The 13274-nt window shown below is 72.2% G+C and carries 9 protein-coding genes and 1 pseudogene; 6 read left to right on the top strand and 4 right to left on the bottom strand.

Going from position 1 to position 13274, the window contains the following annotated elements:
- Positions 1–49 precede the first annotated feature (49 nt).
- Both O7620_RS07480 and O7620_RS07475 read left to right on the top strand, forming a co-directional pair.
- Complete coding sequence (locus tag O7620_RS07480) at positions 50–481, top strand: MarR family winged helix-turn-helix transcriptional regulator (protein ID WP_278122443.1); 432 nt, start codon at positions 50–52, stop codon at positions 479–481.
- A 154-nt stretch (positions 482–635) separates the two neighbouring features.
- On the top strand, positions 636–2420 hold the full coding sequence (locus O7620_RS07475) for an N-acetylglutaminylglutamine amidotransferase (protein WP_278122442.1): 1785 nt from the start codon (positions 636–638) through the stop codon (positions 2418–2420).
- A gap of 12 nt (positions 2421–2432) precedes the next feature.
- Here O7620_RS07475 and O7620_RS07470 read toward each other — a convergent pair whose 3' ends face one another.
- Together O7620_RS07470 and O7620_RS07465 are read right to left on the bottom strand one after the other, a co-directional pair.
- Positions 2433–3566, bottom strand: coding sequence for a glutamate--cysteine ligase (locus tag O7620_RS07470; protein WP_278126899.1), 1134 nt, complete (start codon positions 3564–3566; stop codon positions 2433–2435).
- Positions 3567–3656: 90 nt separating this feature from the next.
- Positions 3657–4100 (bottom strand): annotated as a pseudogene (locus O7620_RS07465) (RNA polymerase sigma factor); the annotation flags it as partial.
- A 151-nt stretch (positions 4101–4251) separates the two neighbouring features.
- On the opposite strand from O7620_RS07465, the gene O7620_RS07460 reads away from it, so the two are divergent.
- A complete protein-coding gene (locus O7620_RS07460; protein ID WP_225854453.1) occupies positions 4252–5574 on the top strand; it encodes an FAD-dependent oxidoreductase in 1323 nt (440 codons plus the stop codon).
- A 111-nt stretch (positions 5575–5685) separates the two neighbouring features.
- Here the strand turns inward: O7620_RS07460 and O7620_RS07455 are convergent, their stop codons facing one another.
- Together O7620_RS07455 and O7620_RS07450 are read right to left on the bottom strand one after the other, a co-directional pair.
- Complete coding sequence (locus O7620_RS07455) at positions 5686–8322, bottom strand: discoidin domain-containing protein (protein WP_278122441.1); 2637 nt, start codon at positions 8320–8322, stop codon at positions 5686–5688.
- Positions 8323–8638: 316 nt separating this feature from the next.
- Positions 8639–9838: an ROK family transcriptional regulator gene (locus O7620_RS07450; RefSeq protein ID WP_278122440.1), complete on the bottom strand. Its 1200-nt coding sequence runs from the start codon at positions 9836–9838 to the stop codon at positions 8639–8641.
- A gap of 237 nt (positions 9839–10075) precedes the next feature.
- On the opposite strand from O7620_RS07450, the gene O7620_RS07445 reads away from it, so the two are divergent.
- The 3 genes from O7620_RS07445 to O7620_RS07435 all read left to right on the top strand — a co-directional run bounded on the left by O7620_RS07445 (position 10076) and on the right by O7620_RS07435 (position 13269).
- Entirely contained in the window at positions 10076–11374 is a 1299-nt protein-coding gene (locus O7620_RS07445; RefSeq protein ID WP_278122439.1) for a sugar ABC transporter substrate-binding protein, read from the top strand.
- A gap of 70 nt (positions 11375–11444) precedes the next feature.
- Positions 11445–12437, top strand: a complete 993-nt coding sequence (locus tag O7620_RS07440; protein WP_278122438.1) for a sugar ABC transporter permease — start codon at positions 11445–11447, stop codon at positions 12435–12437.
- Positions 12430–13269 carry a carbohydrate ABC transporter permease gene (locus O7620_RS07435; RefSeq protein ID WP_088989328.1) on the top strand — a complete coding sequence of 280 codons (840 nt, stop codon included), beginning with the start codon at positions 12430–12432 and terminating at the stop codon, positions 13267–13269. Before O7620_RS07440 ends, O7620_RS07435 begins: the two co-directional genes overlap by 8 nt.
- Positions 13270–13274: the final 5 nt, after the last annotated feature.

Raw genomic sequence — 13274 nt, 5'->3', positions numbered from 1 at the left:
GGTTACCTCAACATGAGGGTACAACCGTATCGCCTGTTACCGTATTCCGGTGACCGAGGACACCGCCGAGAGCGGCGACGACGAGAGCCTGGCCGAGACGTTCTGGGCCGTCGCGTCCCGTCTGCGCCGCCAGACGCGCGAGGCGTTGGCGCCCTGGGAGATCACCCCCAGCCAGTCCCGGTCCCTCGGCGTGCTGGCCCGGCACGGTGAGGTACGCCCCGGCACCCTCGCCGAGCACCTGCGCATCGCTCCGCGCTCGGCCACCGAGGTCATCGACGACCTGCAGGCCCGGGGGCTCGTCGAGCGGCGAGGAGACCCGGCCGACCGGAGGGCCACCCTGGTCGCGCTCACCGAGGAGGGCGTACGGGTCAGCACCGCCATCCGGGCCGCCCGGCGGGCCGAGGCGGACCGCTTCTTCGGCCACCTGCCCGCCACCGACCGCGCCGAACTGGCCCGCATCCTGCGCACCCTGCACGGCTGACCTGCCCACCGGTGCGACACCGACCACGCCAAGCCGGCCCGCGCCGTGCGCACATAACCACCGCGCACCCGGGTAGCCAGCGGCCCCGTTCGGGGACGAGGTGACAGGAGGACGCTGTGCCGCTGGTGCCACACCTGACCCATCGCCCCGCCTGATGTGCGGGATCAGCGGGGAGGCGCGGTTCGACGGCCGGCCGCCCGACGCGGCGGCGGTCACCCGGATGACCGAGGCGATGCGCTCGCGCGGCCCGGACGACGAGGGACTGTTCACCGACGAATGGGTGACCCTCGGACACCGCCGGCTGACCATCATCGACCTGTCCGACGCGGGCGGCCAACCCATGGTGCGCGACGACCTGGGCCTGGCCCTGGTCTTCAACGGGTGCATCTACAACTATTCCGACCTGCGCGAGGAGCTGATCCGCGCCGGGTACGCCTTTCACTCCACCAGCGACACCGAGGTGATCCTGGTCGCGTACGCGCACTGGGGTGACCGCTTCGTCGACCACCTCGTCGGCATGTTCGCCATCGGGCTGGTCGACCGGGTACGCAGGCGCCTCGTCCTGGCCCGCGACCGGCTCGGCATCAAACCGCTCTACCTCGCCGAGACCCCCGGTCGGCTCCGCTTCGCCTCCACCCTGCCCGCGCTGCTGCGCGCCGGCGACGTGGACACCGGCATCGACCCGGTGGCGTTGCACCACTACCTGTCCTGGCACTCCATCGTGCCCGCGCCGCGCACCGTGCTGCGCGGCGTCCGCAAGCTGCCGCCGGCCACCCTGCGGATCGTCGAGGCGGACGGGCGCAGCCGCGAGGAGGTGTACTGGCGACCCGACTACGTACGCGAACCGGCCGACGCGCGGATGGACGCCACCGAGTGGCGGGCCGCCATCGGGGACGCGCTGCGCACCGCCGTGCGTCGACGGCTGGTCGCCGACGTGCCGGTGGGGGTGCTGCTCTCCGGCGGACTGGACTCCAGCCTCATCGTGGCGCTGCTCGCCGAGGCCGGCCAGCAGCACCTGCGCACGTTCAGCATCGGCTTCGACAGCCGTGGCGGCGAGGCCGGCGACGAGTTCCACTACTCCGACCTGGTGGCCCGCGCGTACGACACCGACCACCACCGGATCCGGCTGGCCGACGACGACCTGGTGCCCGCCCTGAACCGTGCCGTGCTGGCGATGACCGAGCCGATGGGCAGCCACGACGTGGTCGCCTTCCACCTGCTCTGCGAGCAGGTGGCGCGGCACGTGAAGGTGGCCCAGTCGGGGCAGGGCGCCGACGAGGTGTTCGCCGGCTACGGCTACCACCAGCCCTTGGTCGAGGCGCCCCGGCACGGCGCCGCCGAGACGTTCGCCGCCGCGTTCTTCGACCGGGGCCACGACGAGCTGCGCGGCATCGTCGGCCCGGCGTACGCGCTGGAGCACGACGCCAGCCGGGACCTGCTCACCGAACACCTCGCCACGCCCGGGGCGCAGACGGCGCTGGACGCCGTGCTGCGCCTGGACACCCACCTGATGCTGCCCGACGACCCGGTGAAGCGGGTGGACAGCATGAGCATGGCGTGGGGGCTGGAGGTGCGCACCCCCTTCCTCGACCAGGACCTGGTCACCCTCGCGGCGCACTGCCCGCCGCAGCACAAGGTGGCGCACGGCGGCAAGGGTGTGCTCAAGGCGGTCGCCCGGGAGGTGCTGCCAGGCGAGGTGATCGACCGGCCGAAGGGCTACTTTCCCGTGCCCGCCCTGCGCAACGTGGACGGGCCGGTGCGCGAGCTGGTCGCCGAGGCGTTGCAGGCGCCGGAGGCGCGCGAGCGCGGGCTGTTCCGCCCGGAGTACGTGGCGCGGCTGCTCGCCGAGCCGGACCGGGCCGAGGCGGCGGCCGGCAGCAACAAGCTGTGGCAGTTGGGTCTGCTGGAGCTGTGGCTGCAGAGCCACGCCGTCCGCTGAGCGCCGAGAGGGTCAGTCGGCGGCGGTACGGGCGGCGAGGTCGTCGATGACCGCGCGCAGGTCGCCCGTGCGCTCCCACACGCGCCGCTGTCGGGTCGCGCCGGTGCCGTCGCGGCGCAGCCGGGCCAGTTGCGCCAGCACGTAGCCCAGGTCGCCGTGGCGCAGCAGGGCCGGCGCGATCACCGCCATCAGGTCGTCGACGAGGTCCCAGGCCGGCTGGGTGCCACCGCCTCGCAGGTCGATGAGCTCGCCGTCGAGGCCGTCGTGGGCGGCCCGCCAGTGCGCCGCGGCGACCAGGCAGTCCCGCACGGGCGGGGCGGTCACCCCGGCGCGCACCTCGTCGGCGAGGGTGGCGACGAGGGACCGGACCAGCGCGGCGACCAGCACCGCGTCGTCCACCTCCGGGCAGACGTCGCCGACGCGCACCTCCACCGTCGGGTACGCCGACGACGGCCGCGCGTACCAGTAGACCATCGCGGCGTCGAGCATGATGCCGGCGGCGATCAGCTCGTCGACGGTGCGGTCGTAGTCGGCGGCGGAGTCGAAGTACGGTGTCGGGCCGATGCTGGGCCAGCGTTCCAGCTGCATCGACCGCCAACTGGCGTGGCCGGTGTCGGACCCGTCGTGCAGCGGCGAGTTGGTGGTGATGGCCTGCACCACCGGCAGCCACACCCGCAGGTGGTTGCAGACCTGCACGGCCAGTTCCCGGTCGGGCAGCCCGACGTGCACGTGGCAGCCGCAGACCGCCGGGTCGTGCGCCACCGGCCCGTACCGGCGCGACATCGCGTGGTAGCGCGGTTCGTCGGGAACCGTCCGGTGCGGCTCGGCGATCGGGGTCGCGCCGACCGCCACCAGCCGCGCCCCGGCCGCCGCGGCGGCCACGACCGCGGAGCGGCGCAGCGTCACCAGGTGTGCGCGCAGGTCGCCGAGGTCGGCGCAGGCCGGGGTGACCATCTCCACCATGCTGTGCCGGAACTCCTGGCGGCTCTGGTCGCGGACGGGGCCGCGCAGCGCGGCGAGCACCTGGTCGGCCACCGGCAGGTTCCGCCCGCTGTCCGGGTCGAGCAGCAGGTATTCCTCCTCCACGCCGAGCGTGAGGGTGGACAGGTCGGGCACGGTGTCGGCGACGGTCGGGCGGTACGCCATGGCCCCTCCCCTGCACGGCTGCGGCCGGCGCCTCGGTTTCCCGGCCCACCCCGCCGGCAAACGCGCCGCCAGGGCCGCCGCGCGGGCGGTGAGGAAGGCCCGTTCGGCCGCGTTGTCCGTCCGGGCGACGGCCGTCCGGTACGCCTCGACGGCCGCCCCGCCCCGGCCGAGGCGGGCCAGCAGGTCGGCACGGACCGCGTGGTACACGTGGTAGCCGGTGAGGTCGAGGCGGTCCACCTCGGCCAGCGCGTCCGCCGCGCCGGTCACCTCGGCGAGCGCGACGGCCCGGTTCAGCGCCACCACCGGGCCGGGGGCGACCACCGCCAGCTGGTCGTACAGCGCAAGGATCTGCGCCCAGTCGGTGTCGGCGGCGCGCGACGCGTCGCTGTGCACGGCGGCGATCGCGGCCTGGATCTGGTACGGGCCGGGCCGGTCGCGGCGCAGGCAGCGGCGGACCAGCGCCTGTCCCTCGGCGATCAGGCTGGTCTCCCACCGGTCGCGGTCCTGCTCGGGCAGCGTCACCAGGTCACCGTCGACGTAGAGCGTCATCGTCGCTCCTCGCGTGGCGGCCGGGACGATCGCCGGCCTCTCATCCTCCACACGATCGGCCGCCGCCCGAATCGACAGGCCGGCGGGAAACAGGTCGGCGAGTCATGCGCCGGGTGCTGGCGGGTAAGCGGCGCCGGTGAGCGACGGCATGCGGGTGGTCGTGGTCGGCGCCGGCTTCTCCGGGCTCGCGGCCGCGCTGGCGCTCAGTCGCGCCGGCGCCCGGGTGCGGGTGCTGGAGGCCCGCGACCGGGTCGGCGGGCGGGTGCTGACCCGCCGGCTGGCCGACGGCACCCAACTCGACCTGGGCGCCCAGTGGATCGGCCCGACCCAGGACCGGATGTACGCGCTGGTCGCCGAGCACGGACTGGACACCTTCGCCACGGCGGCGCTCGGCGCATCCGTGCTGCTCTGGGCCGGACAGCGCCGCGCCGAACCGCCGGCGCAGGTCGGCCGGGTGCTCGGCCTGCTCGACGAGTACGCCGCGCGGCTGGACCCGGCGGCACCCTGGCAGGCCCCGGAGGCCGCGCAGTGGGACCGGACGATCCTCGGCGGGTGGCTGCGCGGCACGGCCGGGGACGACGACACCGCCGCCTACCTCGGGCGGCTGCTCGCCGGCGGGCTGCTGGCCACCGGCGCGGACGAGGTGTCCCTGCTGCATCTGCTGTTCTACCTGCGCAGCGCCGGCGGCACCGGACCGCTGCTGGGGATGGCCGGCGGCGCGCAGCAGGACCGGATCGTGGGTGGGCCGCCGCTGCTGGCCGAACGGATGGCGGCGGCGCTGCCGCCGGGGGCGCTGACCCTCGCCGCACCGGTGCGGACGATCGGCCAGAGCGTCGACGGGGTGACGGCGTGGACGGACACCGGGCGCGTCGACGCCGACGCGGCGGTGGTCGCCGTGCCGCCGGCACTGGCCGGCCGGATCCGGTACGACCCGCCGCTGCCCGCGCTGCGCGACGGGCTCACCCAACGGATGCCGATGGGTTCGGCGCTGAAGGTGCACGCCGTCTACCCGGAGCCGTTCTGGCGTGCCGACGGACTTTCCGGCGTGGCCACCAGCAGCGCGGGTCTGCTCACCGAGACGGTCGACAACTCCACCCCGACCTCGCCGCTCGGGGTGCTGACCGGGTTCAGCTACTCCTCCGACGCCGCCGTGCTGCGCGAGATGGCCCCCGCGCGGCGGCGGCAGTGCCTGCTGGAGGCGTTCGCCGCCGTGGTCGGGCCGCACGCCGAGGATCCGGTGGACCTCGTCGAGTACGACTGGTCGGCCGACGAGTGGACCCGGGGGTGTTTCAGCGGTGCGCTCACCCCGGGCGCCTGGCGGACGTACGGCCCCTCGTTGCGGGCGCCGGTGGGGCGGGTGCACTGGGCGGGCACCGAGACGGCGACCCGCTGGAGCGGCTACCTGGAGGGCGCGGTGCGCGCCGGTGAACGGGCGGCGGCCGAGGTGCTGGCGGGTTGACGGGGACGACCGAGGCCGGCCCGGTCTCGGCGGGACCGGGCCGGCTCGGCCCAGGGTGCGTCCCGGCCGGCCCGGGCCGTCAGACGGATCGGGCCGGCGCGGGCGCCCCGGTCACGGGTAGGTGGTCAGGTACACCGTCTGGTTGGCCGCGTTCGCGGTGCCACCGGCGTTGTTGATCACCCGGTTGATGGTGCCGACGCCACCGAGGGAGACGGTGACCATGTTGGTGAAGCGCACGTTCGGGTTGACGGGCACCTCGAAGGACCGTTCCTCGACCACGGCCGGGTTGACGTTGAAGTAGCTGTAGCTGCCCAGCCCCCACGCCTGGTGGCTGGTCACCGAGTCCGCGACCTTGTAGGCGGCGTAACCCCTGGTCGACCCGTTCATCCAGGCCGCCTGGTTCGGTACGTCGTACGGCAGCTCGTTCTGGTAGAAGTACGTCCGGCCGCCGTTGCCGTTCCAGACGGTCTGGTACTTCTGGTAGTGCTCGACGAAGAGGCCGTACATGGTGACGTTGTCGCCGTTGACGGTGAGCCCGGTGTCGGCCGTGTTGAGCGTCCACCCGGTCGGTACGCCGCTGGCGGCGTGGTCGGCCCGCCACAGCCACATGTGGTCGCCGATCACGTTGTCGCTGTTGACGGTCAGCGTGTTGGTGGCCTTGCCGACGTGCGGCCCGCCGATGCGGAAGAACACGTCGTGCAGCGAGGTCGGGTTCGTGGCGTGGCTGGCGGACGAGCCGGACGGCCCGACCTCCATCAGCACCGGCGAGTTGGTCGTACCGGCCTCGAACATGATGCCGGCCACCTTGACGCCGTCCACATCGGCCACCCGCATGCCCACCGCGCCGCTGTCGGCCTGGATGGTGGCCAGGCCGAGGCCGAGGATTACCGTGTCGGCCCGGTTGACCTGGATCGGCTCGGTGACGTGGTGCACGCCCGGGGTGAACAGCAGGTGCCGCCCCTGGGCGAGGGCCGCGTTGATGGTGGCGGCGCTGGTGCCGGGCTGGACGACGTAGAACTGCGACAGCGAGCTGGACGACCCGGCCGGGGTCTTGTTGTACCAGCTCGTGCCGGTGGAGTTGGCGCGCAGCGAGGGCACGAAGACCCGGTACTCACCGCTGCCGTCGACGTAGAGGAACGGCTTCTCCCGGACCGTCGGGGTCTGCGCGATGACGGTGTGCGACGGGTTGGGGAAGCTCGGCGCCGGCGCGCCGACGACCCCCTGGAAGACCATGTTCCACACCGAGCCGGTCCAGCCGTTGCCGAACTCGCTGTTACGCGAGTACCACTGCTGCTGCGAGCCGGAGACGACCAGGCCGTCGATGCGGGTGTCGGCCAGCAGACCGCCGCTGGACCAGCCGTCGCCGCCGTTCCAGAGCTGGATCTGGTTCTGCGCGCCGCGCAGGTGCATCCGCCGGTACGGCGCGGCCTGCGACACCGCCCAGCGCTCCACGGTCTGCCCGGCGGGCAGGGTGACCGAGAGGTTCTCGGCGGCCCGCCAGAAGTTCTGGGTGGCGTTGCCGCCCATCCAGAACGCCTCGGTGCGGACGTGGCCGTTGAGGTTGACGTCGTCCGGGCTCATGCCGAGCCCGGCGACCTGGGTGAAGAAGCCGAGGTTGACGTCGGCGGTGTAGGTGCCGGGCTTGAACAGCACCGCGTAACGCTGCGGGCCGAACTGGTTGGTCTCCTGTTGGGTGAAGAGCGTGTTCAGTCGACTCTGGATGGTCGACGTCGGCGTGCTCGGGTCGAAGACGTACGTGTTCGGCCCGAGGTTGGGGTTGTACGGGTCGGTGGTGCCGACCGGGGGTTCGGTGGTGCCGCCGCCGGTCGTGTTCACCGCCAGCTCCCACAGCGAGTAGCCGTAGGCGGTGCCCCGGGCGGTGCCGTACATCCGCAGGTACCGGCCGCTGCCGGTGACGCTGAGGGACTGCGTGCCGCCGGTGGCCGTGGTGGTCGAGTAGATCGTGGTCCAGGTGGTGCCGTCGGCCGAGGTCTGCAGCTGGAAGGCCCGGGCGTACGCGGCTTCCCAGGTGAGCACGACCCGGCAGATCGTCCGGGTGCTGCCGAGGTCGACGCGCAGCCACTGCGGGTCGCTGGCGGCGCTGGCCCACCGGGTGCCGGTGTTGCCGTCGACGGCGGCGGACGCCGCGAGGCCGGCATCCTGAGTGGACGAGGCGGTGGCCGGGCTGCCCTGCGCGACGTTGGTGCTGCCGCAGGTGGGCGTGCTGCCGCCGGTCTCGCCGTACACCTGGAACTCCCAGAGCGAGTAGCCGTAGCCGGTGCCCCGGGCGGTGCCGTACATCCGCACGTAGCGGCCGGCGCCGGTGACGGTGAGGTTCTGGGTGCCGCCGGTGGATGTGGTGGTCGAGTAGACGGTGGTCCAGGTGGCGCCGTCGTCGGAGGTCTGGAGCTGGAAGGCGCGCCCGTAGGCGCCCTCCCACAGCAGGTTGACCTGGCTGATGGTGGCCCGTGCGCCCAGGTCCACCTGGATCCACTGGGGGTCGCTGAACGCGCTGGCCCAACGGGTGCCGGTGTTGCCGTCGACGGCGGCCGAGGCCGGGGTGCCGGCGTTCTCGGTGGACGAGGCGGTCGCCGGACGACCCTGGGACAGCAGGGTGGGAGCGGCCTGCGCCGGGGCGGTGGCGACGGCGGGGGTCAGGGCCGCGACCAGGGTCACGGCGAGTCCGGCGAGGAGGTGCCGGGTGGTACGCCGGGGACGCGGGCGTACGGATGTAGCACGAGATGTCATGACATCGCCTGTCGATAGGGCGTTACGGACGCCACGCGGGTGGGGGTCAGGCTCGCCCGTGGTGCCGTGGGTGGTGCCGCCGATGCGGCGCCGCGGGGAGGAGAGCGCTCTCGTAGGAGTGTTGCGGCGAGATTGCGACGGCGTCAAGGGATCGATCTATAACACTGTTATTTATCCCGAGGGCTCACTTTTGTGTAATTTGCCGCCCGCGCCACCGTCGCCCTGTCCGGGCCCCCGCCCATCCGCCGGTGATCAAGAGGTTTGCGTCAGGACGAGCCTGATTCCTGACGCAAACCTCTTGATCACCAAAGGGGGGTCAGCGGCGGACGCCGCCTTCGGTGAGGAAGCGGGCGATCGGGAGGGTGGCCGCTCCCAGCGCCACCGCGTCGACGCCGAGGCGGCACAGTTCGATCGACGCCTGCTCGTACGGCTGGCGCAGCGCCTGCCGCCCGGCGGCCTCGCGGACCGCCGGCAGCAGGTCACCCAGCGCCATCGCCGCCCAGCCGCCGAGCACCACCCGCTCGGGGTTGAACAGGTTGATCAGGTTGGCCACCCCCGCGCCGAGGTAGCCGGCGGTGTCGTCCAGCACCCGGCGAGCGGTGGCCGACGACGTGGCGGCGGCGACCAGCACGGCGAGCTGCGACTCCTCGTCCTCGCCCGGCACGGCGCGACCCCGACGCGCCTCGCGGTAGCGGTCGATGATCGCCTCCGCGCCCACGTACGCCTCCAGGCAGCCGCGCGCGCCGCACCGGCAGGCCCGGCCGCCGTACACCAGGGTGGTGTGCCCCCACTCCCCCGCGCTGCTGGACGCGCCCCGGTAGGTGGCTCCGTTGGTCACCACCGACGCGCCGACACCGGAGCCGACCAGCGCGAAGACGGCGTGCCGGGCACCTCGGCCGGCGCCGAACCACATCTCGGCCTGGCCGAGGGTCTTCGCGCCGTTGTCGATGTGCAGCGGCAGGTCGGTGCCGGCGCCGATCAGGCGTTCCAGCGGCACCCGGTCCCAGCCGAGGGCCTGGGCGTGCACGACCGCCTCGACGCCCTGCTCGACCACGCCGGAAACGCCGACGCCGACCCCGAGCACGTCGGCGGGGGCCACGCCGGCCTGCCCGGTCACCGCGTCGATGCCGGCCAGCACGTGCCCGGCCACCAGGTCGGGTTCGGTGCGCGCCGGGTCGAGGGGGTACTCGATGCTGGCCAGCAGGGTCATCGCGAAGTCGAACAGCTCGACCCGGACCCGGGTCTCGCCGACGTCGACGCCGATCACGAAGGCGAAGCGGGGCGCGATCCGCAGCAGCATGCTGGGGCGGCCACCGTCGGACTCGGCGGCGCCGGCCTCGGCGACCAGCCCCTCGTCGATCAGGTCGGCCACCACGTTGCTCACCGCCGGCTGGCTCAACCCGGTGCTGCGCACCAGGTCCTGCCGGGTGAGCGGGCCGTCGAGGAAGAGCTTGGTCAGCAGGGCGGACCGGTTGCGCAGCCGCACGCTGCGGTTGGTGGCACGCACCAGCTCCACTCGTCACCTCGTTCCAGTCGGCCGTCCGAGGCGACTGTAACCGCCCCGTGCTTGACGACCCACCAGCCAGCAACTTTAATGACGACATAAATTAAGCCGTGATGTAACTCCCGGGAAACGCCGACGGACACCCGACGGCGCACCCCCGAACCCTGTCCGCAGCCGGCCGACCGTCGCCCCGACCCCTATCGACGACGGAGTCCGGCGGACCCCCACCACGCACCGGAAGGGCTGACCGTGTCGAGACGACACCTCGGGATATTCACCGCCGCCGTACTGGCCGCCGCATCACTGACGGCCTGCGGCGGCTCCGGCGACGACTCCGCCGCTTCGCCGAAGACGCTCACCTACTGGGCCAGCAACCAGGGCGCCAGCCTGGAGGCCGACAAGACCATCCTCCAGCCCGAGCTGGACAAGTTCGAGAAGCAGACCGGCATCAAGGTCACCGTCGAGGTGGTCCCCTGGTCTGACCTGCTCAACCGGCTGCTCGCGGCCGCCACCTCGGGCAAGGGCCCGGACGTGGTCAACATCGGCAACACCTGGTCGGCGTCGTTGCAGGCCACCGGCGCGCTGGTCGAGTTCGACGACGCCACCCTGCAGGCCGTCGGCGGCAAGGACCGGATCGTGCCCGCCGCGCTCGCCGCCGCTGGCGCCCCCGGCAAGCCGCCGGCCGCCGTGCCGCTCTACAGCATGGCGTACAGCCTGTACTACAACAAGAAGTCGTTCGCCGACGCCGGCATCACCGCGCCGCCGACCACCTGGGACCAACTCGCCGAGTACGGCAAGAAGCTCAGCACCGGCGGCAAGTGGGGCCTGGCGATCGAGGGGGCCAACCCGTCGGAGAACGCCCACCACGCCTTCACCTTCAGCCAGCAGTACGGCGGTGAGTGGTTCGACTCGGCCGGCAAGCCGACCTTCGACACCCCGCAGAACGTCTCGGCGATCAAGCGCTACATCGACTTCATGGCCGCCGACAAGATCACCAACCCGAGCAACGCCGAGTACGCGCAGAACCAGTCGGTGTCCGACTTCGCCAACGGCAAGGCCGCCATGCTGCTCTGGCAGTCCGCCGGCTCGAACCTGAAGACGCAGAACATGCCCGCCGACGCGTACGGGGTGGCCCCGGTGCCGTTCCTGGCCAGCCCGCCGGCCGGCGGCAAGAAGATCAACAGCATGGTCGCCGGGATCAACATGGCCGTCTTCAAGCACACCAAGAACAAGGACGGCGCGCTGAGCTTCGTGAAGTTCATGACCAGCGACGAGGAGCAGACGATCCTCAACAAGACGTACGGCTCGCTGCCGGCGGTGAAGACCGCGGGCTCCGACCCGGCGTTCAGCGCCACCGAGCAGAAGACGATCCAGGAAACCCTGGTCACCACCGCGGCCCCGCTGCCGCAGGTGCCCGAGGAGAGCACCTTCGAGACCCTGGTCGGCACCGCGATGAAGGAGCTGTTCGCGGACGCGGCCAGCGGCAAGCCGGTCACCGAGGCGTCGGTGAAGGCGAAGCTGACCGACGCGCAGCAGAAGATGCGCTGACCCAGGCGTCACCGGTGGCCGTGGTCGGGCGCTGAGCCCGGCCACGGCCACCGCCTCCGAGAGGACCCCGATGGCAACCAGCACCACCGCGCCGGACGCCGACCGGCGCGAACCCCGGGCCGGGTCACCCGCCCGGGTGCCGGCCCGCCGGCCCCGCGGCCCACGCCGCTCGCTCCTGCCGTACCTGCTGCTCGCACCGGCCATCGTGCTGGAACTCGCCATCCACGTGATCCCGATGGTGGTCGGGGTCTGGATGAGCCTGCTGGAGCTGACCCAGTTCCACATCCGCGACTGGTCCACCGCCCCCTTCGTCGGGCTGGAGAACTACCGGGCGACGCTCGACCTGAACAGCGCCGCCGGCAAGGAGCTGCTGCACTCGTTCTGGGTGACGCTGGTCTACAGCCTGCTCTCGGTCGGGTTCGCCTGGCTGCTCGGCATCGCGGCGGCCGTCGTCCTGCAACGGCCCTTCCGGGGTCGGGCGATCCTGCGGGCGCTGTTCCTCACCCCGTACGCCCTGCCGGTCTACGCCGCCGTGATCACCTGGAGCTTCCTGCTGCAACGCGACACCGGCCTGGTCAACCACGTCCTCGTCGACCAGCTCGGGCTGATGGACACCCGGCCGTTCTGGCTGATCGGCGACAACAGCTTCGCCTCGCTGCTGGTGGTGTCGGTCTGGCGCAACTGGCCGTTCGCGTTCCTCTGCCTGATGGCCGGGCTGCAGAACGTGCCTGGCGAGCTGTACGAGGCCGCCGCCATCGACGGCGCCGGGTTCTGGCGCCGGCTGCGCTCGGTCACCCTGCCCATGCTGCGGCCGGTGAACCTGGTGCTGCTGCTGGTGCTGTTCCTCTGGACCTTCAACGACTTCAACACTCCGTTCGTGCTCTTCGGCGGCTCGGCGCCCGAGCAGGCCGACCTGATTTCCATCCACATCTACCGCAGCTCCTTCAAGACCTGGGACTTCGGGTCCGGCTCGGCGATGTCGGTGGCACTGCTGCTGTTCCTGCTGGTCGTCTCGGCCGCGTACCTGCTGATCACCAACCGCCGGAGGGACGACCATGCGTGAGACCGCCGGTGAGCGCTGGGGCCGGCGCATCGTGCTGACCCTGCTCACCCTCTTCGTCGTCATACCGCTGTACGTGATGGTCACCTCGGCGGCGAAGCCGTTGCAGGACGTCCAGAACGGCTTCACCTGGTGGCCCAGCCGGCCGACCCTGCAACCGTTCGTCGACATGTGGAGCACCGTGCCGCTGGCCCGGTACCTGGTGAACAGCCTCGTGGTGTCGAGCATCGCGGCGGTCTGCTCGGTGGCGGTGGCCATCTTCGCCGCGTTCGCGGTGAGCCGGTACCGGTTCCGCGGTCGGGGCGTCTTCTCGGTGACCGTGCTGTCCACCCAGATGTTCCCGGGCATCCTGTTCCTGCTGCCGCTGTTCCTCATCTACGTCAACCTGGGCAACGCCACCGGCATCGAGCTGTACGCCAGCCGTACCGGCCTGGTCATCACGTACCTGACCTTCTCGCTGCCGTTCTCGATCTGGATGCTGGTCGGCTACTTCGACTCGATCCCCCGCGGGTTGGACGAGGCGGCGCAGGTCGACGGCGCCGGACCGCTGCGCACCCTGTTCCAGGTCATCCTGCCGGCCGCCGTGCCCGGCGTCGTGGCGGTCACCGTGTACGCGTTCATGACCGCCTGGGGTGAGGTGCTCTTCGCCTCGGTGATGACCGACGAGGGCAGCCGCACCCTGGCGGTCGGCCTGCAGGGCTACTCCACCCAGTTCAACGTCTACTGGAACCAGATCATGGCCGCCTCGCTGGTGGTCAGCATCCCGGTCGTCGTCGGGTTCCTCGCCCTGCAGCGCTACTTCGTCGCCGGCCTCACCGCCGGCGCGGTCAAGTGAGTCAC

It is taken from the genome of Micromonospora sp. WMMD710 (genome assembly GCF_029626045.1).
Classification (GTDB): domain Bacteria; phylum Actinomycetota; class Actinomycetes; order Mycobacteriales; family Micromonosporaceae; genus Micromonospora.
The sequence above is the reverse complement of the archived record's forward strand: the minus strand, read 5'-3'. Positions and strand labels throughout refer to the sequence as shown.